This window comes from Streptomyces umbrinus (genome assembly GCF_030817415.1).
In the GTDB taxonomy this organism is placed as follows: Bacteria; Actinomycetota; Actinomycetes; order Streptomycetales; family Streptomycetaceae; genus Streptomyces; species Streptomyces umbrinus_A.
This window is the reverse complement of record NZ_JAUSZI010000002.1, coordinates 8,137,006-8,160,400: the sequence shown is the minus strand read 5'-3', so window position 1 is coordinate 8,160,400 and position 23,395 is coordinate 8,137,006. Positions and strand designations below refer to the sequence as shown.

Here is a 23,395-nt window from a genome sequence, read left to right as displayed (position 1 = left end):
AGCCGAGCCGCCTTGGATTCCAGGCTGCCCGGCTCCCTGACCGGGAGAGGCACCCGCCGATCATGTTTGTCCGCCGCAGCGCAGCGGTACTGGCCGCCACCGCCGTGATCGGTACGGCGTTCGCGCCGGCCGCCCTCGCCGACGAGTCGCCCGGCGCGACCCCGTCCCAGGCGTTCCCCTCCGCCCTGTACGGCAGCACCGACCCCACCTACGACGGTGTCTGGCGGCAGTCGCTCGCACTGCTCGCCCAGGACAGCGTGGGGGTCGAGCCCGCGAAGAAGTCCGTCGACTGGCTCGTCGGCCAGCAGTGCGAGAGCGGGGCCTTCGCGGCGTACCGCCCCGACCCGAGCGCGAAGTGCGACGCCAAGACCAAGGTCGACACGAACAGCACGGCCGCCGCGTTGCAGGCCCTGGAAGCCCTCGACGCGAGCGACGCCGTGACGGGCGCGGCCGTGAAGTGGCTGAAGTCCGTGCAGAACAAGGACGGCGGCTGGGGCTACTTCCCCGGCACGCCCAGCGACACCAACTCCACGTCCGTCGTGATCGGGGCCCTGGACGCCGGGGACACCGACCCGAAGGACGTGCCCTCGAAGGACGACCGGACGCCGTACGACGCCCTGCTCGGCCTCTCCGTCCCCTGCGACGAGACCGGCGGCGGCGCCTTCGCCTTCCAGCCGGACAAGAAGGGCAAGCTCGCGGCGAACGCGGACGCCACGGCGGCGGGGGTGCTCGGCGCGCTCGGCGAGGGCCTGGACGCCGATCCCGAAGAGGACGGCCCCGACAAGGCGTCCCCGAAGGCGTCCCAGTGCGCGGGCGGCGACTCCTTCACGATCGAGGACGCGGCGGCCAACGGCGCCCTGTACCTCGCGGGCGCGGTCGCCAAGAACGGCTACCTGAAGTCGTCCCTCCCCGGTGCCGAGGACCAGCCCGACTACGGCAACACCGCCGACACGGTCGTCGCGCTCGCCGCCGCCGGCCGCACGGCCGACACCGGGAAGCCGCTGGCCTGGCTGGAGAAGAACTCCGGCACCTGGGCGGCGAAGAGCGGCCCGGCGGCGTACGCGCAGCTGATCTTCGCGGCGAACGCCACCGGTACGGACCCGCGCGCCTTCGGCGGCGCCGACCTCGTGAAGCAGCTCGGCGCGACCGGCCCCGCGGCGACGTCCTCCGACGCTTCCACGGCCCCGGCGGACGAAAAGAACGACAAGGACGAACAGGACAACGCCTCGGACGAGGACGACGGCGGGGTCAGCCTCTGGTGGATCATCGGGGTCGGCCTGGTCGGCGGCATCGGCATCGGCTTCCTCCTCAGCGGCCGTAACAAGAAGCAGCAGCCGTGACCTGCCGCCGCCTGGTTCTGCCGGTCCTGTGTCTCCTGCTCGCCGTCCTCGGCACGGCGGGGCAGGCCCAGGCGGTCGGCTACCGCTACTGGTCCTTCTGGGACCGGAATTCCACCGCCGATACGGCCGATACGGCCGATACGTGGGTGTACGCGACCCAGGGACCGTCGACCGCGCGGCCCTCGGACGGTGACGTCCAGGGGTTCCGTTTCTCGGTGAGCGAGGACTCGAAGGACTCGGCGAAGCCGCGCGGCGCCGCCGACTTCGCGACGATCTGCGCGAAGACGCCCGCACGGGAGGGGTCCAAGCGGGTCGGCCTCGTCCTCGACTTCGGCACGGCCGCGGACGCCCCGTCCGGCTCGACCCCGCCCCGCCCCCGCACGGCCTGCGCCCGCGTCGACGACGACGCCACGACCGCAGACGCCCTCGCCGCCGTCGCCAAGCCCCTCCGCTACGACACCAACGCTCTGCTCTGCGCCATCGCGGGCTACCCGACCACGGGTTGCGGAGAGCCGGTCGCGGGCAACCGCCCGAAGACTTCGGCGTCGCCGGGCGCGGAGGCGGAAAGCAAGCGCGGCAACGGGAACGGCGGCCCCTCGGTGGGCCTGCTGGCCGGAATCGCCGCGGTGGCGGCCCTGGGCGCGGCGGTCGTGTGGCAGGCCCGTCGGCGCCGGGGCTGACGGGCCCTGCGATGACCGCGAGCGACGACGAGTACTGGGGACGAGACACCGGAGACACTTCCGGGCCTACGCCCACCCCCTCCCCAGCTACCGCTGCTACCTCTGTGGGCAGGCGTTCCGCAGGGCGATGGGGGTCCCCCCGTTCGAGCGAAGCCGAGAATGGGGGAGGGTGGGCACAGCCCACGACACCGGGCGCCCTATCCAAAAAAGTCCAACGCAGACTCACCGCGCCGCAGGCAACCAGAACCAACGCAATCCACCCAGGCGCCTGGTGGCTCTGGGCCCTGGGCCTGGGAACAGCCGCATCCCGCACCACAAACCCCCTCCTCCTGGCCCTACTGATCGGCGTAGCCGGCTACGTAGTGGCGGCCCGCCGAACAGAGGCCCCCTGGGCCCACTCCTACGGCGCCTTCGTGAAACTCGCCCTGGCCGTCCTGCTCATCCGCCTGGCGTTCGCAGTAATCCTCGGCTCCCCCATCCCCGGCACCCACACCCTCCTCACCCTCCCCGAACTCCCCCTCCCGGACTGGGCGGAGGGCATCCGCATCGGAGGCAGAGTCACCGCGGAAGGCCTGACCTTCGCCCTCTACGACGGCCTGAAACTCGCCACCCTCCTCATCTGCGTAGGCGCGGCGAACGCCCTCGCGAACCCGGCCCGCCTCCTCAAATCCCTCCCAGGAGCCTTGTACGAAGCGGGAGTTGCCGTAGTCGTGGCCCTCACCTTCGCCCCGAACCTGATCGCGGACGTCCAGCGCCTGCGCGCCGCCCGCCGCCTCCGAGGCCGCCCGGACAAGGGCCTGCGCGGCCTGCTCCAGGTCGGACTCCCGGTCCTGGAGGGCGCGTTGGAGCGGTCCGTCTCCCTCGCGGCGGCGATGGACGCACGCGGCTACGGCCGCACGGCGGACGTACCACGAACAGTCCGCCGCACAACCGCCGCACTCACGCTGGGCGGTCTGGTCGGGGTCTGCGCCGGAACGTACGGCCTGCTCACCGCGGAGGGCGGCAGCTACGGCCTGCCCGTACTGCTCGCCGGACTCGCCGCGGCCCTCGGCGGCCTGTGGCTCGGCGGCCGCCGCTCGCTGCGTACGCGCTACCGGCCGGACGCGTGGGGCGTACGCGCATGGCTGGTCGCCGCGTCCGGCGCGGCGGTCGCGACGCTGCTGATCCTGTACGCCTCCTACACCCCGTCCAACTCCGAGGCCCTGCACCCCGGTGTCGTCCCGCTGACCGCGCCGACACTCCCCCTGTGGCCCGCGGCGGCGATCCTCCTCGGCCTCCTCCCCGCCTTCGTCGCCCCCGCACCCGAGAACACCCGCAAGGAACCCTCATGATCCGCTTCGAGAATGTCTCCGTGACATACGACGGAGCGGCAGGGCCGACCGTCCAGGGCATCGAACTCACCGTCCCCGAGGGCGAGTTGATGCTGCTGGTCGGCCCGTCCGGGGTCGGCAAGTCGACGGTGCTCGGCGCGGTGAACGGACTGGTCCCGCACTTCACGGGTGGCACCCTGCGCGGCCGCGTGACGGTGGCGGGCCGTGACACCCGGACCCACAAGCCGCGCGAACTCGCCGACGTGGTCGGCACGGTGGGCCAGGATCCGCTGTCGCACTTCGTGACGGACACGGTCGAGGACGAACTCGCGTACGGAATGGAGTCGTTGGGCCTCGCCCCCGACGTGATGCGCCGCCGCGTCGAGGAGACCCTGGACCTGCTCGGCCTCGCCGACCTCCGCGACCGTCCCATCTCCACGCTCTCCGGCGGCCAGCAGCAGCGCGTCGCGATCGGCTCGGTCCTCACCCCGCACCCCAAGGTCCTGGTCCTCGACGAACCGACCTCGGCCCTCGACCCGGCCGCCGCGGAGGAGGTACTCGCCGTCCTCCAGCGCCTCGTGCACGACCTCGGCACGACGGTCCTCATGGCCGAGCACCGCCTGGAACGCGTCATCCAGTACGCCGACCAGGTCGCCCTCCTCCCCACCCCCGGCGCCCCACTCGTGCTGGGCACACCGTCCGAGGTCATGGCCGTCTCCCCGGTGTACCCCCCGGTGGTGGCGCTGGGCAGGCTCGCCGGCTGGTCACCCCTGCCGCTGACAGTGAGGGACGCCCGACGAAGGGCGGGCACGCTGCGGGAGCGGCTGGAGAACAGCACGTACGGAGCTGCGAACACGACGAGCACGTACGCGAACACGGCCCCCCTGCTCCCGGCGGAAAGCACCCCGACGCCCACCCGTCACCCCCGCCCCCGTCTCTTCCGCAGGCGCACCCCCGAGACCACACCCCGGACCACAACCCCAACCGCCAGCCGCTCAGCGGTGATTGAGAACCTCTCCGTCCGCCGCGGCCGCACCGAAGTGCTCCGCTCCGTCACGCTCACTGTCGACCCCGGCGAGACAGTCGCCCTCATGGGCCGCAACGGCGCCGGCAAGTCCACGCTGCTCTCCGCCCTTGTCGGCCTGGTCCAACCGGCGTCGGGATCCGTGCGCGTGGGCGGTGTCGAGCCCCACCGCACGGCACCCCGTGAACTCATCCGCCACGTCGGCCTCGTACCGCAGGAGCCCCGCGACCTGCTGTACGCCGACACGGTGGCCGGGGAGTGCGCAGCCGCCGACTCCGACGCGGGGGCGGAACCGGGCACCTGCCGGACCCTGGTGTCCGAGCTGCTCCCGGGCATCGCGGACGACACGCATCCGCGGGACCTCTCGGAGGGTCAGCGGCTCGCGCTCGCGCTGGCGGTCGTACTGACGGCCCGCCCTCCCCTGCTCCTCCTCGACGAGCCGACCCGCGGCCTCGACTACGCGGCGAAGTCCCGTCTGGTCACCGTCCTGCGGGGGCTGGCGGCCGAGGGCCACGCCATCGTGCTGGCCACCCATGACGTCGAGCTGGCCGCCGAACTCTCCCACCGGGTCGTCATCCTCGCCGACGGCGAGCCCGTGGCGGACGGCCCGACGGCCGAGGTCGTCGTCGCCTCCCCGTCCTTCGCTCCACAGGTCACCAAGATCCTCGCCCCGCAGAAATGGCTCACGGTCCCGCAGGTACGCGAGGCGCTCCGCGCGACCGAAGGGGAGGAGGAGCCGAGCTCATGAACGAGAAGTCGCACCCCCGCCCCGAACCTCACCCCCTCCCCCAACGCCAAGCCCGCCCCATCCGCCTGGGCCCCCGTTCCCTCGCCACCCTCCTCCTTGTCAGCCTCGTCGGTCTGGCGGCGCTCACCTGGCCGTTCTTCAGCGGGCCCACGTCCCAGGTGAGTGCCCACTCCAAGGACGCGCCCTGGCTGTTCGCGGGGCTGCTTGTACTGCTGGTCGGGGTCGTCGGGGCGACGATCTCCGAGTCGGGGCTCGGCCCCAAGGCCGTGGCCATGCTCGGCGTGCTCGCCGCGACGGGGGCCGCGCTGCGGCCGATCGGAGCCGGAACCGCCGGCATCGAGCCCATGTTCTTCCTGATGGTGCTGAGCGGGCGGGTCCTCGGGCCGGGCTTCGGATTCGTACTCGGGGCGGTCACGATGTTCGCGTCGGCGCTGCTCACGGGCGGGGTCGGACCGTGGATGCCGTTCCAGATGCTGTCCATGGGCTGGTTCACGATGGGCGCGGGCCTGCTGCCGGGCCCGGACCGGCTGCGCGGCCGGGGCGAGCTGTCGATGCTCGCCCTGTACGGGTTCGTCGCGGCCTTCGCGTACGGCATGTTCATGAATCTGGCCGGCTGGCCCTTCATGGACGCGCTGTCGTCGAACGTCGCCTTCGACCCGCACGACGACGTGGACGCCAACCTGGCCCGTTTCGTCGCGTACTGTCTGGCCACCTCGCTCGGCTGGGACCTGGGCCGGGCCGCCGTGACCGTCGTCCTGACCCTCACGCTCGGCGCGACCGTCCTCAAAGCGCTCCGGCGGGCCACGCGGAGGGCCGCCTTCGAGACGTCGGTCACCTTCGAGGAGCCACGTGATGCGGCGCCCGTCACACCGTCCGGCCGCACACCGTAGACGCTTCAACCACTGCGGGTTACACCCACCGTGAGGCGGCCCACAGGACTTAGGTCACTTACTAAGCGCGATCGTAGATCATTCCTTGTGTCATGCCCACGCCTTCATCGCCCCTGACCTGCGGATTGAGAGCCACGTCACAGAAGGACCTTTCGTGGCGGATACGACCGCAACTAGCAAAAGGGGTCATTGCGGACACCCTCCGAGCCTGTTTCTCTGGAGGAGTCGCAAGGCGCCGACGAGCCCACCCGGGCCTCGGCGCCAACGCATGCCAAGGCCTTACGGGTCACGGCGTACGAGCGACCGCCATGTCCCCGAAGGAAAAGGTTCTCTGTGTCCATCTCCACCCGCATCCGCCGCATCGCCACTCCGAAGAAGGCCCTCACCGGTGCCGCCGTGGCCGCTGCCACCGCCGGCATGGTGTTCGCGGCGGGCCCCGCTCAGGCCGCGGCCCCCGCGAAGGCTTCCCCCACCTCGGCCAAGGCGATCGCTCAGAAGATGATCCCGAACGACTCGCAGTACAAGGCGTTCAGCAAGATCGTCGAGCACGAGAGCGGCTGGAACGTCACCGCCACCAACTCTTCCTCCGGCGCCTACGGCCTGGTCCAGGCCCTGCCGGCCTCGAAGATGGCCTCCGCCGGTTCAGACTGGAAGACGAACCCGAAGACCCAGATCAAGTGGGGCCTCGACTACATGAACGACCGCTACGGCAGCCCGACCGGCGCCTGGAACTTCTGGCAGGCCAACGGCTGGTACTGACCGGCCCAGCAGCACCCCCGTACGCGAAGGCGGCGGCCCCCGATCCCCGGGGCCGCCGCCTTCGCCATGTTCCGGTGGGGCGCATCCGGAATCTCGACGGCCACCCGTGATGAACTTGCGGGCACCGAGCCCACCCGCGCCGACCGGAGGCCCCATGAGCGCCGAAGAGACAGGGAAGACAGGCGGCCCCGATCCCGATCTCGCCCCCGATCCCGAGGCGCGCGGTCTGCGGCTGGTCATCGTTCTGCTGGCCCTGACCGTGGTCAGCGGGCTGATCGACGCGGTGAGCTATCTCGGCCTTGAGCACGTCTTTACGGCGAACATGACCGGCAACGTGGTCGTGCTGGGCTTCGCCGCCGCCGGCGCACCCGGCTTCTCGGTGTCGCACACGCTGACGTCACTGGGCGCCTTCCTGGTGGGCGCGGTGGCGGGCGGACGCGTCGCGGTACGCCTGGGCAAAGGCTCGCGCCGGACCTGGGCCCGCCTCACGCTGGCCGCCGAGGCGGTACTCGTGGGCGCGGCCTCCGTGGTCGCCTTCGCCGCACCCGGCGCGACCGCCACCGTCTACACCCTCATCGCGGTGACGGCCTTCGCGATGGGCCTGCGCAACGCGACCGTACGCAAACTGGGCGTGCCCGACCTGACGACCACCGTCCTGACGATGACCCTGACCGGCCTCGCAAGCGACTCCCGCGCCGCGGGCGGCACCGCCCACCACTCCCCACGCCGCACGGCATCGGTGATCGCGATGCTCGCGGGCGCACTGCTCGGCGCATGGCTGGTACTCCACCACGGCCTGGCCATTCCGCTGCTGGTCGCGGCAGGGATCGTGGGGGTGTTGGCGGTGGTGACTTCGGGGCGGGAATAGAAGCCTCTCCTCACCGACTTGCTCCGTCAGCGTTCGCAAGCCGAGCTGTCGCGGATGCCGAAGCCCAGTCGCCGCCACTGTTCCGGGTCGGCGGCACCGACGACGCGGCACACCTGCCGGATCCGGCGGTCGACATCAAGGCCCCAGACCCTGGCGGTGCCGTCGTAGCCTCCCGTCAGCACGGTGGCCCCGTCTCGCGCGTAGGTGACGGCCGCCACCGCCCCGCTGTGCCCCGACAGCGTCGCGATGGGGCGACGTCGCGTCGAGTCCCACAACCGGACAGTGCCGTCATTGCCCGCACTCGCCAGAGTCCGCCCGTCAGGACCGAACGCCACCGAACGCACCGCCCCGCTGTGCCCCGACAGCGTCCCGATGGGGCGACGTCGCGTCGAGTCCCACAACCGGACAGTGCCGTCATTGCCCGCACTCGCCAGAGTCCGCCCGTCAGGACCGAACGCCACCGAACGCACCGCCCCGCTGTGCCCCGACAGCGTCCCGATGCCACGACGACTCGCCAGATCCCACAGCCTGACCGTCCGGTCGTCACCGGCGGTCGCCAGCGTGCGGCCGTCCGGGCTGAAGGCAAGGGTGTTGACGAAGTCGGTGTGCCGGGTGAGGCTCGCGAAGGTCTTACGACGGGCCGGGTTCCAGAGCCGGATCGTCCAGTCACTGCTCGCGCTGGCCAGTGTCCGGCCGTCGGGGCTGAACGCGACCGCCCCGACCGCCCCGGTGTGTCCGGGCAGCGTCGCGACCGACCGCCGACTCGCCAGATCCCACAGCCTGACCATCCGGTCACTGCCCCCGGTGACCAGTGTCCGGCCGTCGGGGCTGAACGCGACCGCCCCGACCGCCCCGGTGTGTCCGGGCAGCGTCGCGACCGACCGCCGACTCGCCAGATCCCACAGCCTGACCATCCCGTCACTGCCCCCCGTGGCCAACGTCCGGCCGTCCGGGCCGAGAGCGACGCCGGTGATCCCGCTGAGCGGGTGCGTGATGAGGGCCGAGCGGTTCAGGTCCCACAGCACCGTCGTACCGTCGAATCCCGCACTCGCAAGCACATCCCCCCGGCCGCCGAACGCCACACCCATCGCATAGTCGGTGTGCCCGGACAGGGAGGTGATCAGGCGGTGGTCGTCCACGTCCCAGACGCGTACGGTTCCTTCGCCGCCGGCGCTCGCGAGCATGCTGCCGTCGTGGTTGAACGCCACTGCGTTGACCTGATCACTGTGGCCGCGCAGCACGGCGAACGTACGACGTCGCGTGAGATCCCACAGCCTGATGGTGCGGTCCGCTCCCGCGCTTGCGGCGGTCTTGCCGTCGGGGCTGACGGCGAGGCCCTCGACCAGGTCGCTGTGACCGCGCAGGACCACCGGGGTTCGGCGCCCGCCCACGTCCCACAGTCTGACGGTGCGGTCGTCGCCGCCCGAGACGAGGCCGGACCCGTCCGGGGTGAACGCGACGGCGTTCACCGCGTCCCCGTGGCCGCGCAGGACCGCGACGGCCCGGCCCCTCGAAAGGTCGCGCAGCGTGACGACGCTGTCCGAGCCGCCGGACGCCAGCACCTTGCCGTCCGGGGCGAACGCCAGTCCTCGCGCTCTGCCGGGAAAGTCGTGCACCGGACGTCGCCGGTCGACGTCCCACACCCTGATCCTCCGATCGGCCGTGCCCACGGCCAGAAGTCTGCCGTTCGGGCTGAAGGCGATCGCGATCACCTCCCCGGTGTGCCCGCCCAGCACCGCGGTCCTCTTGCGGCGAGCCGCCTCCCAGAGCACCACCGTCCGGTCGGCGCCCGCGGTCGCGAGCTCCCGTCCGCCCGGCCGGAAGGCCACCGCGTTCACCGGGCCCGAGTGGCCCTTGAGCCTGCCGTCGAAGTACGCGGCCTGGGTACTGAGCAGCGCACTGCGCGCTTCGGTGATTCCGGCCGTGCGGAAGGCCTGGACGGCGAGCATCATCGATGCCTCCGGCTGTCCCGACGCCACCGCGCCCGACTGCGCGGCCATCGCGCGGGAGAGCGCGATACTCCGCTGGCCCAGCGCTTCCCTTCGCTGGTCGTAGGCGGTCAGCCCCGCGACGACGGTCCCGGCCAGCAGGAAGGCCATAAGGGCCAGCAGACGGCGCTGTAATCGGGCGCGACGCCGGGTCGCCATGTCATCGGCCGCCTGCGCCGCCACTCCGGCGTCCACGAAGTCCCGTTCCCCCACGGTCAGCAGGCCTCGGGACAGCTCCACGGCTCCTGCCAGACGGACGCCGCGGTACACCGCACCCGGGTCACGGCCCAATTCCTCCCAGGCGTGGGCCGCCTCGGTGAGCCGACGCAGGGAACGCAGGGTCTCACGGTCCTCGGACAACCAGCCGTGCAGCCGAGGCCAGCAGCGGATCAGCGCCTCATGCGCCAGCTCCAGGCGGTCGCGGTCAACGGTCAACAGCCGTGCTCGGGCCGCCGCGTCGACCACGGCGGCCACACCACCGTCCGTGTCCAGATCCGCCAGCTCGTCCAAGCGCGCCGGGCGCCGGGTGTCCTCGGTTCCCTCACCGAACGCCGTGAGTCGCAGGAACACCTGCCGGGCAAGCTCGCGTTGTCCCGCGTCCAGCTCCTGGTAGAACTCCTCCGCGGTACGCGCCAGGGCGCCCTCCAGCCCGCCGGTCGCCTGGAACGCCTCCAGTGTCAGCGCGTTGCCCCGCCGTCGCCGCCAGGTCTCGAGCAGCGCGTGCGACAACAGCGGCATCACGCCCACCTGACCGTGCGCCTGCGCCATGAGCGTCGCCAGCAGCGCTCCCTCCACGGTCAGCCCGGCCCGTACGGCAGGACGGACCACCGCCCGCCGAAGCTCGTCCACGCTCATCGGCCCGACCGGCACCTGCGCGTCGCGCAACGCCTCGACCAGCGACGGGTAGCGGGTGCAGTGGGCGTAGAAGTCGGCCCGCACTCCCAGCACCACTCGGCACCGACTGTCCTCCGCGAGTGCGGCGGCTAGGAGTGCGTCGACGAACCGCGTGCGTTCGGCCTCGTCCCGGCACAACGTGAACGTTTCCTCGAACTGGTCCACTACCAGCAGCAGTTCGGCGTCCTCCGGTCCCTCGGCGAGTGTCCGCCGAACTGCCCGGTGCAACGCCTGCCGGCCCTCGGCCAGTTCGGCGGACAGGTCTTCCGGCGTACGTCCGGCCGACCGGGCCAGCCGCAGCGCGGTCTCCGCCAACGGCCGAGGCCCTGGCGTGAACAGGAGGACCTCCCGCCCCTCGCCCCGCCAACGCGGTACCAGCCCCGCCCGCAACAACGAGGACTTTCCCGCCCCCGAAGCCCCGAACACCGCCGCGAAGCGCCCGTACTTCAGCCGCGTCACCAGGTCGTCGACCACCTGCTCCCGCCCGAAGAACCACTCGGCGTCCTCACTGCGGAAAGCGGAAAGCCCCCGGTACGGCTGTACGCCGGACCGCGTCCCGTCCGGCTCACCCGACTTGTCGCGGGCGGCCTCCGCGGCGATTCCGGCGGCGGTCCTGTGCCAACGCCGCTCCCATTCCCGGGTGTCACCGCCGCAGGCCCGCACATAAGCGATGGTCACGGAAAGACTCGGCAGTCTCCGCCCCGCTGCAGCCTGCGACAGCGTGGCGACCGAATAGTGCGCGAGAACCTCCAGTTCCCGGTACGTCGGGCTGCCGGCCCTCTTTCGTAACTGCCGCAGGTCGGCGGCGAACTGCAGAAGTTCGTTGTCACCCGCGTCGAGCGGGCGTTCCCCACGAGCCACTGGTCTCCTCATTTCCCCCGTCAATCCCACCGCGATTGTTCACAGATTGTTTGTTCACTGCCACACCACCGACGCCAAAAAATCCGACGGCGGTAGGAAGGCCGAAAGCAGACGTCCGCAACACATCGACGGAGGCACCATGCGATCCAGGCCGGCGAAGATACGAACCACAGCGCTACGCGTGCTACCGGTCGCCGCGGCGGTCGTGGCCGTGGCACTTGCCTTACCCGCCACACCCGCCGCGGCCCAGACGGCACCGGCTCAGACCACTCGGACGCAGGCCGCGCCCAGCGCGGTCCCCGATCCGGTCGGCTACCACTTCACGGGCTACTACTCACGGTTGGCCGACTGTGAGAACAGGGGCCGCGATGGCGTGAACCGGAACCAGTGGGAGGGCTACATCTGCATCAACGGAAGCTGGTTTCCCGGGGACGACTACGAACTCTGGGTTCGCTACTGGTGACTTCGTCCAAGGGGCATGAACGTTCTGGCCCGTCCGTGCCCGAGCACCCGCTTCGGCCCTGACACCCGCAAGGTACGAACGGTGCCTTCTTCGATGGGCCGGGAGCGCACCGTTCGTGACGGCCGGCTCTCCTGGAGAGCGCACCGGGCAAGGGGGAACACCGTGCGAGCACGAGCCACCGGCATTGCCACCGCCACGGCTGCCGCACTGGCCGGGGCCATCGCCGTCGGCACGATCATCGCGGGCCCGGCTGCCGAGTCCGGTCGGCCGACCGCCGGTTCCTCGTCCTCCGGTCCGGCACGTGAACTGACCGACGCCGAACGAAGCCGTGTCGAGCAGGCCGAGCAGCGGATCATCAGTCGCTGCATGGCGGAGGCGGGTTTCCGCTACTGGGTTCTCACCCCGCTCAGCCCCGAGGAACTGCGCGCCTTTACGCATCCGTTCGTGCGGAACGACGTCTCCTGGGCGCGAGAACACGGGTACGGCGGACTGATCCAGCGGAAGTTCTTCGCTCAGAAGAAGCGCGATCCCAACCTCGCCTACCGCAACCGCCTGTCCCGCGCGGAACGCGCCCGCTACCTCACCGCCCTCAACGGCGGCCCGGACACTCCGGTGCGCGCCGTGCGGCTGCCGGCCGGGGGCTCCATCCGCAGCGCGGTCGGCGGCTGCGAGCTCGAAGCCCGCGGAGAGCTGTACGGCGACCCCGAGACGTACTTCCACGCCGACAAGATCGCCACCAATCTCGCACCGCTGTATGTGCCGAAGCTCCTGCGCGACACACGCTTCACCACCGCGCTCGGCGCCTGGTCGGACTGCATGCGCCGCACGACGGGGCGGGTCTACGCCGACCCCGACGCCATACAGACCGACCTGCCGAAGCGGACCAAAGGGCTGAGCGACGCCGAGGCGCACGCCGTCGAGGTGGACCTGGCCGTGGCGGAGAGCACCTGCGCTCAGAAGTCCGCACTGGCCAGGACGGTGAAGGAGCTGGACCGCGAGTACGGCGATCCGGTGCGGGGGCGGTATTCCGAGGAGATCTTCACCAGCGCCCGGATGCGGTTGGCGGCCCTGACGAAAGCCAACCGGACCGTCCCGTCTTCGAACTGACTGTCCATCACCATCAGGTTCACGATCAAGGAGAAGCCATGCGAAAGATTCGCGCTGTCCTGGCAGCGGCTGGACTGGCCGTCGCCCTCGGCACCGCCCTCCCCGCCACGGCCGAGGCCGACACAACCGGCGCCCAGGGACCCACCTGCGACGCCGAGTACCGCGCCCACCGGGAGGACGGCAACATGCGTGCCTACCTCCTCGACGACTGCATGATTCTGCTCGGCACGGCCTCGGGCAACGACGCCCACTGGGGTGACACCACCGGGCCGTTCACCGGCGCGGACGACAACTTCGCCTGGTCAGTGCTGAACACCGGCACGTACTCCGGCGGCGTCAACAACGTCCAGTTCTACAACGGCACGAACTACTCAGGCGGCACGGGCTGTCTGGCCCGCGGGGAGCTGTACGTCGACGACCTGAGGGACAACACCTTCAGCGACGGATCGCGCGCCTCGAACGCCATCAGCTCCCACCGCTGGTCGTCCGGCTGCACCAACCGCTGGACCTGATCGCACCGTAGGTACTCAATCCTGAGGGAGGGGCTCGGCCCCGCACTCGAACCACACCGTTTTGCCGGCCCCTCCCCCGGCCACCGGCTCCACCCCCCCACTTGTCCACCACCGCGTCCACCAGCACGAGCCCGCGCCCTCCTTCCGTCTCCAGCGGCAACTCGGCTGGGACACACGGAAGTCGGGGACAGCCATCCGTGACCTCCACCCGCACCCCCGCCATCTGCCGCAGGAGCAGGAACTGACAGCGCCGGTCCGGGACATGACGTACGACGTTGGCGAGCAGCTCGGTCACACCCAGTTCCACGGCATCGGCCAGCTCGGCCATCTCCCACTCACGCAGATACGACCGGACGATGCGGCGGACGTACTGCGGCGAGTGCTCGCCGACGGTGAGGCGCATGCGGTACTGGGTGGTGCGGGGGCCCGCGAGGGTGGGGGGAATGTAGTAGTTCACACTCCAAGGCTGACCTCGCGCGACTACCCTCGGCTACGGAACGGATACAACTGGTCCGGTGGTGGGCCGAGTTGCACATCGTGCGAGAGAGGCCCGTACGTGACCCACATCAACGTTCTCGACCCGGGCGCATCGCCGCTCGACTACTACGGGTTCGAGTTGCGACGGCATCGAGAGGCCGCCGAGCTCACCCAGAAGCAGCTCGGCGACATCGTCAACTACACGGGTTCGCTGGTCGGCCAGATCGAAACGGCCCGCAAGCTGCCCACGCAGGAGTTCAGCGAACGGGTGGATGCGGCGCTGGGGACGGGCGGGTTGCTGTCGCGACTCGTCGCGTTGGTGATGCGTAGCCAACTACCGGCCTGGTTCCAACAGGTGGCGGAGTTGGAAGCGCGGGCGGTCGAGATCTGCACCTTCCAGACGTACGCGATCCATGGTCTCCTCCAGACCGAGTCGTACGCGCGTGCCGTGCTCGGCGCACTGGATCAGAACGACCTGACCGACCGCACCGCAGTACGGCTGGCCCGCCAGCGCATCTTCGAAAAGGGCGAGCCGCCAGTCATGTGGATGGCCCTCAGCGAGGCCGCGCTGCACCAGGCAATCGGCGATGCAGAGACCATGCGAGGGCAACTGACACACCTGTTGTCGTTCGACGGCAATCCACGGATCAACATCCAGATCCTGCCGTTCTCAGCTGGAGCGCACGCGGGATTGCAAGGCTCATATACCCTCTTCCGCTTCACGAGCGATCCGGACATCGTCTACACCGAGGGCTACGGCACCGGGCATCCGACCGCCAACCCGGACACTGTCAAGGACTGTTCGCTCCGTTACGATCATCTTCAGGCCGCTGCCCTCTCCCTCAGGGATTCGGCGGAGCTGATCCGGCGGGTGATGGAGGAACGCTATGGAGAGCAACGCGATGCCGACGGGGATCCAGTGGCGTAAGTCCAGCTACAGCGGCGACCAAGGCGGCGAGTGCATCGAGTGCGCGCCAATCGGCCCGCTCGCCTGGCGCAAATCGACGTACAGCAGCGACCAGGGCGGCGACTGCGTCGAGGTAGCCGACATACCCGCCGCCACCACCATCGCCATCCGCGACTCAAAAAACCCGGCGGGACCGATGCTCACCCTCGACCCCGCCGCCTTCTCCACATTCCTCAACTGGGCGGCTACAACCGCTGAATGATCGTCCCGGTCGCCAGCGCCCCGCCCGCGCACATCGTGATGAGCGCGAACTCCTTGTCCCTGCGCTCCAGTTCATGGAGTGCCGTGGTGATGAGCCGCGCCCCGGTCGCTCCGACGGGGTGCCCGAGCGCGATCGCACCACCATTGACGTTGACCTTCTCCAGGTCTTGTTCGAAGACCTGCGCCCAGCTCAACACCACGGACGCGAAGGCCTCGTTGACCTCGATGACGTCGATGTCCTTCAGCGACATCCCGGCCTTCCCCAGCACCGCCTTCGTGGCGTCGATCGGGCCGTCGAGGTGGAAGTGCGGGTCGGAGCCGACCAGCGCCTGAGCCACGATCCGCGCTCGTGGGCGCAGCTTCAGCGCCCGCGCCATCCGCTTGGACGCCCACATCAGGGCAGAGGCCCCGTCGGAGATCTGTGACGAGTTCCCCGCCGTGTGGACTGCCGTCGGCATCACCGGCTTCAGGCCGGCCAACGCTTCCATCGACGTGTCGCGCAACCCCTCGTCCCGGTCGACCAGGCGCCACATGCCCTGCCCGGCCCGCTGCTCGTCCTCGGTCGTGGGCACCTGAACCGCGAACGTCTCCCGCTTGAAGCGCTCCTCCGCCCACGCCGCCGCGGCCCGCTCCTGCGAGATCAACCCCAGCGAGTCGACGTTCTCGCGAGTCAGCCCCCGATGACGAGCGATCCGCTCGGCCGCCTCGAACTGGTTGGGAAGGTCGACGTTCCACTCGTCCGGGGTCGGCTTCCCCGGGCCGTGCTTGGAGGCGGCCCCGAGCGGCACTCGGGACATGACCTCGACGCCACAGCTGATGCCGACGTCGATGACGCCCGCCGCGACCATGTTGGCGACCATGTGGGAGGCCTGCTGCGAGGATCCGCACTGCGCGTTCACGGTCGTCGCCGCCGTCTCGTACGGCAGGCCCATCGCGAGCCACGCCGTACGGGCGGGGTTGCCGGACTGCTCGCCGGCGTGGGTGACCGCTCCGCCGACGACCTGCTCGACGCAGTCCGCCTGGATCCCCGTACGGCCGAGGAGTTCTCGGTAGGTCTCGCCCAGCAGGTAGGCGGGGTGGAGGTTGGCGAGCGCGCCGCCGCGCCTGCCGATGGGGGTGCGCACGGCTTCTACGATCACGGGTTCCGCGGCCATGGGGAGTTCCTCTCCTCGGGTCACCCGCGCGGCGCGGGCGTCCCGGCCCACCCGCCACGCTGAACTAGTACGCGTTCTAGTTCTGTCTGCAGTCTGCTGACCCGGCGTCCGTCACCGCAAGAGTCGTGCAGCTCCCGAAGTCGCGATCTGCACGACTTCCGCACGCAATTCGGGTCGTCGCACCTCTTGCCACTTGTAGAACCCGTTACTACCTTCACGGCAATTCCCGGTACCTGATGGGCCGTCAGAACGCGACAGACCGACCGCCAGAACCCCACTGCCGGAACCTCACTGCCGGAACCTCACTGCCGGAACCTCACTGCCAGAACTCGACCGACAGAACCCGACCGTCGCACGACCTGGAGTTGCCGATGACCTGTCCAGCGCTGCCCGACGGGTTCGATTTCACCGACCCCGACGTGCTGCACCACCGCGTGCCCTTCCCGGAGTTCGCCGAGCTGCGTCGGACCGAGCCGGTCCGCTGGATCCCACAGTCGCCCAATCTCGCCGGCTTCGGGGACGAGGGCTACTGGGCCGTCACCCTGCACGCCGACGTCAAGTACGTATCCACGCACCCCGAGTTGTTCTCCTCCACCCTCAACACCGCGATCATCCGCTTCAACGAGCACATGGAGCGCGACGCGATCGACGCGCAGCGGCTGATCCTGCTGAACATGGACCCGCCCGAGCACACCCGGGTCCGCCAGATCGTCCAGCGCGGCTTCACCCCGCGGGCCATCCGCGCACTGGAGGAGAACCTGCGCGGCCGCGCGGGCCGGATCGTCGAGACCGCGCTGGCGAACGCGGGCCCTGGCGGTTCCTTCGACTTCGTGACCGAGGTCGCCTGCGAACTGCCCCTCCAGGCGATAGCCGAGCTGATCGGCATCCCGCAGGAGGACCGCGCCAAGATCTTCGACTGGTCCAACAAGATGATCGCGTACGACGACCCGGAGTACGCGATCACCGAGGAGGTCGGCCAGGAGTCGGCCACCGAGATCCTCGCCTACGCGATGAACATGTCTGCCGACCGCAAACAGTGCCCGGCCAAGGACATCGTCACCACGCTGGTCGCCGCCGAGGACGAGGGCAACCTCGGCTCGGACGAGTTCGGCTTCTTCGTACTCATGCTGGCCGTCGCGGGCAACGAGACGACCCGTAACGCCATCACCCACGGCATGCACGCCTTCCTCACCCACGACGACCAGTGGGACCTCTACAAGCGGGAGCGCCCGGCGACCGCCGCCGAGGAGATCGTCCGCTGGGCGACACCCGTCGTGTCCTTCCAGCGCACGGCGACCCAGGACACCGAACTGGGCGGCAAGCAGATCAAGAAGGGCGACCGCGTCGGCATCTTCTACTCCTCCGCCAACAACGACCCGGAGGTCTTCGACTCACCGGAGGTCTTCGACATCACCCGCGACCCGAACCCGCACCTCGGCTTCGGGGGCGGCGGCCCGCACTTCTGCCTCGGCAAGTCGCTGGCCACTCTGGAGATCGACCTGATCTTCAACGCGATCGCCGACGCGATGCCCGGCCTCCGGCTGGTCGGCGACCCGCGCCGGCTGCGCTCGGCCTGGATCAACGGCGTCAAGGAACTGCAGGTCAGCGCCGGTTGAGCCGCCGGTGACCCGCTACGCGGGAGGCAGGGGCATCCCCCCTACGCCCCGCCCCTGCCCTTGAGTTCTAGTGGTCGTCGCAACACCCCCAGTCAGGGGATGCGATGGACTTCGAAGTACGCAAGGAACGCCAGCGGCAGGGGCCGAAGAAGCTGGACCGGGAACGGGCCGCATACTTCCAGCTCATGCAGCAAGGCGTGAGCAGTCAGGAAGCCTGCCGAATCGTCGGCATCAACCTGCGGACCGGCAAAAGATGGCGTAACGGTTCACACGCGAACGTCGGCCGGAAGAAGGCGGCGCCTCCGATCTACCAGGAGGCGCCGCCTCCTTCTGGCCCTTCCCGCTACCTGCGCGAGGCTGACCGCATCCACATAGCCGACCGGCTCCGCGAGAGAACCACCATCCGCGCGATCGCCGCCGAGCTGGGCCGCAGCCCCTCGACCATCAGCAGGGAGATCCGCCGCAACCGGCATCCCACCAACGGCCAGTACCGGCCCCACGCCGCCCAGGCCCGCGCCGACGCCCGCCGGCCCCGCCCCAAGCCGGGGAAGATCGGCCAGAGCGCCGAACTGCGGGACTTCGTCCAGGACCACCTGACCCTGCGGTGGAGCCCGGAACAGATCTGCCACGCTCTGCGCATACGGTTCCCCAGCCGGCCGGAGATGCACGTGACCCACGAGACGATCTACCAGGCCCTCTACGTCCAGGGACGGGGCGAACTGCGCCGGGAACTGGCCCGCGCCCTGCGCAGCGGACGCGCCCGCCGACGTCCTCACCGGCAGGCATACAAGCGCCAGCCCCGATCGATCCCGAACATGGTCATGGTCAGCGACCGCCCGGCAGAAGCCGACGACCGGGCCGTCCCAGGACACTGGGAAGGCGACCTCATCATCGGCAAGGACCACAAATCGGCGATCGGCACACTCGTCGAACGCACCACCCGTTACGTGATGCTGGTCCACCTGCCCATCGACCACAGCGCGGCCAGCACCCGCGACGCTCTCGTGGAAACCGTCCAAACCCTGCCGCCCCACCTGCGGCGTTCCCTCACCTGGGACCAGGGCTCGGAGATGGCCGCCCACCAGGCATTCACCATCGCCACCGACATCCCGGTCTACTTCTGCAACCCGGCCAGTCCCTGGCAGCGCGGCTCGAACGAGAACACCAACGGCCTGCTGCGGCAGTACTTCCCCAAGGGCACCGACCTGTCCGTCCACACCCGCAAGCACCTGGACGCAGCCGCCGCCGAACTCAACAGCCGCCCACGCAAAACGCTCGGCTGGGAAACCCCAGCCGAGCGCCTGTCTAAACTACTCGCGGCCTGAACAACCGACCACGTGTTGCAACGACCCCTCGAATTCGCCGCCTCCCCCGGGGCCCAAAGTGTTGCCCTGCGCCCGAAATTGACTGAACGTTTCCGGTCCGTTACGCGTCTTCACGGATGGCACAGCCAACTGAACCTTCGAAGACTTCGAACGGAAAAGCCGAGCCGTGGTCCCAGCCGAACTGTCCCTCCTCCGGCCGGAGGGCGCGGCCGCCTCCCGGAAGCGGGACCTCCGCCCGGTTTGGAGGCGGTTCCGCGTTCCCCTCCTCGCCACCCTGCCGACCGTGCCGCTGTACGTGGTGTGGTGGCTGTTCCTCGCCACCGGCGGCGGTGATCTCGCGGCACAGGAGGCCTGGGCCGACTTCGCGTCCCGGCACGGCGGTTCGGCGTACAGCCTGTTCTGGTACGGCGGGATGCACACCGCCAACTACAGCCTGATCTCGCCCTACTTGATGGCCGCCTTCGGCGTGCGGACGGTCACCGTCGCGTCGGGGCTCCTCGCCGCCTGGCTGGCCTCGGTCCTCATCGTCCGTACGGGGATCCGCAGGCCGCTCGGCCCGGCGCTGCTTGCCTCGCTGGCACTGTGGTGCAACGTCGCGTCGGGGCGGACGACCTTCGCCCTCGGTGTCGCGCTCGGGCTGGCGGCCTGTGTGCTGCTGACCCGGGAGCGCCGCCTGCCGCTCGCGGTGGCGTACGCGGCGCTGGCGGCCATGGCGAGCCCGGTGGCCGGGCTGTTCCTGGTCGTGGCGGGCGCCGGTTACGCGCTCGGACGGGACCGGGTGCGGGCCGCCACGCTGATCGTCCCGCCGGTCGTGGTGGTGGGCACGACCACCCTGCTGTTCCCGTTCACCGGCGAGCAGTTGATGCCTGCGGCCCGGATCTGGCCGCCCGTCCTGATCGGCGTCGTCGTGCTGACCCTCGCGCCGCGCGGCTGGCGGGTGCTGCGCTGGGGTGCCGTCGTGTACGCGGCCGGGACGGTCCTCACGTATCTGATCCCCTCCCCGGTCGGCACGAACGTGGAGCGGCTCGCGGAACTGTTCGCACCGGCGGCCCTGTTGGCCGCGCTGCTGGCGGTGCCGACCACGTCGACACCGGCCGGGGCGCCCCGCAGACGCACCAAGCAGAAACGGGTCGCGCTCGTCATGGCGCTCGTCTTCTCGGTGGGGTGGGTGGGCAAGAAGACGGTCGACGATCTGCAGGTGTCGACGGTGGTACCGGCCTGGGCCCACGACACCACCAGCGTCGTACAGGCCCTGGACCGGCTCGGCGCCGACCGTACGCGCGTCGAGGTGGTCCCGGCCCGCAACCACCGTGAGGCCACCGCGCTGGCCCCGCACGTGAATCTGGCGCGCGGCTGGAACCGGCAGCTGGACATGGAGCGGGGCCGGCTCTTCTACGACGGGACGTTCTCGGAGACGACGTACCGCGCCTGGCTGGACCGGTGGGCGGTCGGCTTCGTCGTGCTGCCGTCGGGGAAGCCGGACGGCTTCGCGGAGGACGAGGCGCGCCTGGTCGCGCGGGGCACCGAGTGGCTGGAGCCGGTGTGGCGGGACGTGAACTGGCGGGTGTACCGCGTGCGCGGGGCGGTGCCGCTGGTGTCGAAGCCCGCCACCGTCGTGCGGGCCGACAGCGCCGCGGTCCTCGTGCACGTCCCGCGGGCCGGCTCGGTGACCGTGCGCGTCGCCTTCTCGCCCTGGCTGTACGCCGAGGGCGGCTGCCTGGAGAAGGCGGGCGAGTTCACGCGTCTGACGGTGACCGAGCCGGGCGAGTACCGGATCAGCTCGGGGTACGGCCCTTCGCCGGGACCGGCTCCGCGATGCTGACGTCCGCTCCCGCCTCCGCCGCCGGTTTGGCGAGCGGCCGCGGGCGCGGTCCCTGGAGGAGGTAGGTCAGCGCGAAGCCCGCGCCGACGACGGCCGCGCCGCCCACCGCGTCCAGGACCCAGTGGTTGGCGGTCGCCACGATCGCGGAGACCGTGAACAGCGGGTGGAGGAGGCCGAGGGCCTTCATCCACCACTTCGGGGCGAGGATCGCGATGACGAGCCCGCACCACAGCGACCAGCCGAAGTGCAGCGAGGGCATCGCCGCGTACTGGTTGGTGAGCGCGGTCAGCGTCCCGTAGTCCGGCTGGGAGAAGTCCTGCACGCCGTGCACGGTGTCGATGAAGCCGAGGCCCGGCATCAGCCGCGGCGGGGCCAGCGGGTAGAGCCAGAAGCCGACGAGTGCGAACAGCGTGGCGAAGCCGAGTGCCGCGCGGGCCCAGCGGTAGTCGGCGGGGCGGCGGACGTAGAGGATGCCGAGGACGCTCAGCGGCACCACGAAGTGGAACGACGTGTAGTAGAAGTCGAAGAAGCTCTGCAGCCAAGGGACGTCCACCACCGCGTGGTTGACCCAGCGCTCGACGTCGATCTGCAGGAACTTCTCGATCGCGTGGACCTGCTCGCCGTGCTCCTCGGCGGTGGCCCGGCCTCCCGCGTTGGTACCGCCGGTCGCCGCGAGCCTGACCTGCTGGTACGCGGAGTATCCGACGCGGATCAGCAGCAGTTCGAGCAGCAGGTTCGGGCGGGTGAGGACCCGGCGCAGGAACGGCAGGAGCGGCACGCGCTTCCACCTGGTGGGCACCGGCTGCGCGTACTCGGTCGGGATCGGCGAGCGGTAGTACTCCGACGTACGGGACAGAAACGGAACCACGGTGGCCGCGGCGAGGGCGGCGAGCAGGACGACGTTGTCACGCAGCGGGTAGAGGGCCGCCATGTTCGGCAGCATCATCTTCGCCGGGAGCGTCATCACCAGGATGACGGCGACGGGCCATACGTACCGGTCACCGGCCTTCTTGCCGACCCGGCCGACCAGCGCGAGCAGCACCCACAGCAGTTGGTGCTGCCAGGTGGTGGGCGACACGGCGACGGCGACACAGCCGGTGATCGCGACCGCGAGCAGCAACTGCCCGTCGCGGGCGTACCGCACGGCTCGGCGCACGCCGAGTACGGTGACGGCCGCGCCCAGCGCCAGGAACAGCCCGATCTCCAGCGGGCCTTCGAGGCCGAGCCGCAGCAGCGCGCCGTGCAGCGACTGGTTGGCGAGGTCGTCGGCGGGCCGCCCGAGCCCGACTCCGGCCAGGTGGTGCACCCAGTACGTGTACGAGTCGTGCGGCATCGCCGCCCACGCGAGCGCGGTGCCCGCGGCGAAGGTGATGCCGGTGGAGGCGGCGGCCCTGCGGCGGCCGGTGAACCACAGGAGCGGCGCGAAGAGGAGCACGGTCGGCTGAAGGGCCGCCGCGAGCCCGATCAGCACCCCGCTCGCCCGTTCCCCGCGCACGGCGAAGCAGCCGAGGAGAACGAGGAGAACGGGAATGATGCTGGTCTGGCCGAGGTACAGCGTGTTGCGCACGGGCAGCGACAGCATCAGCAGGCTGATCGCGACGGGGGCGGCCAGGGCTGGTGTCGGAAGTGGCGCCGTTCGCCCGAAGGGCGGGCCGGGCGGCGTCTGGTGCGTGCTCTCGGCGTGCCGGGCGAAAGCCCTCGTACTGGACGTACTTGGGCTGTCGCCCGGTGCGGCGAGAGTGCGTGCCAGGCGTCGCCCGGCAGACGCCACTTCCGACACCGGCCCTGGCAGGGCCGTACGGCGGCTCACGGGCTGTGGCAGGGCGCGCGCGGCGACCAGGCCGAGGGCGACGACCAGCAGCAGTGTGCCGAAGGTCCAGCCCCAGCCGAGGGCCTGTTCGGCCGAACGGGTGAGGGGCTTGAGGACGAGCCCGGCGAACGGTGTGCCCGTGAACTGGGTGGAGTCGTACAGCGAACCCTTCACATGGAGCACGCCGTTGGGTCCGACCCAGGTCTCCAGGTCCGTCAGCCGTTCGCCTTTCGGCGTGCTCAGGATGACGGCGACCTGCCGGACCGCCAAGACCGCGGCGATCAGCCAGAGGCCCGCGCGGACCAGTCCCAGCCGTGCCTTCGCCGCTCCGGGCGCCGCCGCCCCGAAGGCATCCCCTGGTCGCCCACCGTGCTCCACATTCGCCACGCGCCGTCGGCCCTCCCGCCCCGTTCGTCCCCGGTGTCCCATGGGTCTGGGTGCGTCTGTTTCCTGTTCGAATCCTAAGAGGCTCGCACTCCCCCCGCCGTGAGACGCAGGCAACCCCCTCTTCACCTGACGTCCTTCAGCCTTTTGTCCGGATGGAGGTGTTGTACGGCCGGTGAGGCTCACTCGCGAGTC

The 23,395-nt window shown here is 70.4% G+C and carries 18 protein-coding genes and 1 pseudogene; 15 read left to right on the top strand and 4 right to left on the bottom strand.

Annotation, left to right across the window (positions count from 1 at the left end):
• Positions 1–62: 62 nt before the first annotated feature.
• From QF035_RS36040 to QF035_RS36010, 7 genes are all read left to right on the top strand, one after another.
• Positions 63–1,340, top strand: a complete 1,278-nt coding sequence (locus QF035_RS36040; protein ID WP_307524932.1) for a prenyltransferase/squalene oxidase repeat-containing protein — start codon at positions 63–65, stop codon at positions 1,338–1,340.
• On the top strand, positions 1,337–2,020 hold the full coding sequence (locus QF035_RS36035) for an SCO2322 family protein (RefSeq protein ID WP_307524931.1): 684 nt from the start codon (positions 1,337–1,339) through the stop codon (positions 2,018–2,020). The genes QF035_RS36040 and QF035_RS36035 overlap by 4 nt, the downstream gene beginning before the upstream one ends.
• Entirely contained in the window at positions 1,993–3,351 is a 1,359-nt protein-coding gene (locus QF035_RS36030; RefSeq protein ID WP_373466788.1) for an energy-coupling factor transporter transmembrane component T, read from the top strand. Before QF035_RS36035 ends, QF035_RS36030 begins: the two co-directional genes overlap by 28 nt.
• Positions 3,348–5,102: an ABC transporter ATP-binding protein gene (locus tag QF035_RS36025; RefSeq protein WP_307524929.1), complete on the top strand. Its 1,755-nt coding sequence runs from the start codon at positions 3,348–3,350 to the stop codon at positions 5,100–5,102. Before QF035_RS36030 ends, QF035_RS36025 begins: the two co-directional genes overlap by 4 nt.
• Positions 5,099–5,992, top strand: coding sequence for an ECF transporter S component (locus QF035_RS36020; protein ID WP_307524927.1), 894 nt, complete (start codon positions 5,099–5,101; stop codon positions 5,990–5,992). Before QF035_RS36025 ends, QF035_RS36020 begins: the two co-directional genes overlap by 4 nt.
• 333 nt (positions 5,993–6,325) lie before the next feature.
• A complete protein-coding gene (locus QF035_RS36015; RefSeq protein WP_055618274.1) occupies positions 6,326–6,751 on the top strand; it encodes a transglycosylase SLT domain-containing protein in 426 nt (141 codons plus the stop codon).
• A 154-nt stretch (positions 6,752–6,905) separates the two neighbouring features.
• Positions 6,906–7,619 carry a YoaK family protein gene (locus QF035_RS36010; protein WP_307524925.1) on the top strand — a complete coding sequence of 238 codons (714 nt, stop codon included), beginning with the start codon at positions 6,906–6,908 and terminating at the stop codon, positions 7,617–7,619.
• A gap of 26 nt (positions 7,620–7,645) precedes the next feature.
• Here the strand turns inward: QF035_RS36010 and QF035_RS36005 are convergent, their stop codons facing one another.
• Positions 7,646–11,362, bottom strand: a complete 3,717-nt coding sequence (locus QF035_RS36005; RefSeq protein ID WP_307524923.1) for an nSTAND1 domain-containing NTPase — start codon at positions 11,360–11,362, stop codon at positions 7,646–7,648.
• 139 nt (positions 11,363–11,501) lie between these two features.
• Here QF035_RS36005 and QF035_RS36000 point away from each other — a divergent pair, with 139 nt between their 5' ends.
• The 3 genes from QF035_RS36000 (at position 11,502) to QF035_RS35990 (ending at position 13,444) form a co-directional block, all read left to right on the top strand.
• Entirely contained in the window at positions 11,502–11,825 is a 324-nt protein-coding gene (locus tag QF035_RS36000; RefSeq protein ID WP_307524922.1) for a hypothetical protein, read from the top strand.
• 162 nt (positions 11,826–11,987) lie between these two features.
• The gene (locus QF035_RS35995) at positions 11,988–12,932 is read left to right on the top strand and encodes a hypothetical protein (protein WP_307524920.1); all 945 of its coding nucleotides are present in this window, start codon (positions 11,988–11,990) and stop codon (positions 12,930–12,932) included.
• A gap of 38 nt (positions 12,933–12,970) precedes the next feature.
• A complete protein-coding gene (locus QF035_RS35990; RefSeq protein WP_307524918.1) occupies positions 12,971–13,444 on the top strand; it encodes a hypothetical protein in 474 nt (157 codons plus the stop codon).
• A 15-nt stretch (positions 13,445–13,459) separates the two neighbouring features.
• Here QF035_RS35990 and QF035_RS35985 read toward each other — a convergent pair.
• Positions 13,460–13,901 (bottom strand): annotated as a pseudogene (locus QF035_RS35985) (ATP-binding protein).
• Between the two features lie 99 nt (positions 13,902–14,000).
• Here QF035_RS35985 and QF035_RS35980 point away from each other — a divergent pair.
• Together QF035_RS35980 and QF035_RS35975 are read left to right on the top strand one after the other, a co-directional pair.
• Positions 14,001–14,849 (top strand): helix-turn-helix domain-containing protein, encoded by an 849-nt coding sequence (locus QF035_RS35980; protein WP_307524914.1) that lies wholly within the window; start codon positions 14,001–14,003, stop codon positions 14,847–14,849.
• On the top strand, positions 14,824–15,090 hold the full coding sequence (locus tag QF035_RS35975) for a DUF397 domain-containing protein (protein ID WP_307524912.1): 267 nt from the start codon (positions 14,824–14,826) through the stop codon (positions 15,088–15,090). Before QF035_RS35980 ends, QF035_RS35975 begins: the two co-directional genes overlap by 26 nt.
• Here QF035_RS35975 and QF035_RS35970 read toward each other — a convergent pair.
• Entirely contained in the window at positions 15,074–16,243 is a 1,170-nt protein-coding gene (locus tag QF035_RS35970; protein ID WP_055618278.1) for a steroid 3-ketoacyl-CoA thiolase, read from the bottom strand. The genes QF035_RS35975 and QF035_RS35970 overlap by 17 nt on opposite strands.
• 371 nt (positions 16,244–16,614) lie before the next feature.
• Here QF035_RS35970 and QF035_RS35965 point away from each other — a divergent pair, with 371 nt between their 5' ends.
• The 3 genes from QF035_RS35965 to QF035_RS35955 all read left to right on the top strand — a co-directional run bounded on the left by QF035_RS35965 (position 16,615) and on the right by QF035_RS35955 (position 21,006).
• On the top strand, positions 16,615–17,859 hold the full coding sequence (locus QF035_RS35965) for a cytochrome P450 (protein WP_307524910.1): 1,245 nt from the start codon (positions 16,615–16,617) through the stop codon (positions 17,857–17,859).
• Positions 17,860–18,056: 197 nt separating this feature from the next.
• Positions 18,057–19,184 carry an IS30 family transposase gene (locus QF035_RS35960; RefSeq protein WP_373466926.1) on the top strand — a complete coding sequence of 376 codons (1,128 nt, stop codon included), beginning with the start codon at positions 18,057–18,059 and terminating at the stop codon, positions 19,182–19,184.
• Positions 19,185–19,350: 166 nt separating this feature from the next.
• The gene (locus QF035_RS35955) at positions 19,351–21,006 is read left to right on the top strand and encodes a hypothetical protein (RefSeq protein WP_373466787.1); all 1,656 of its coding nucleotides are present in this window, start codon (positions 19,351–19,353) and stop codon (positions 21,004–21,006) included.
• Here QF035_RS35955 and QF035_RS35950 read toward each other — a convergent pair.
• Positions 20,960–23,203, bottom strand: a complete 2,244-nt coding sequence (locus QF035_RS35950; RefSeq protein WP_307524905.1) for a bifunctional glycosyltransferase 87/phosphatase PAP2 family protein — start codon at positions 23,201–23,203, stop codon at positions 20,960–20,962. The two genes, QF035_RS35955 and QF035_RS35950, sit on opposite strands and share 47 nt — an antisense overlap.
• Positions 23,204–23,395: the final 192 nt, after the last annotated feature.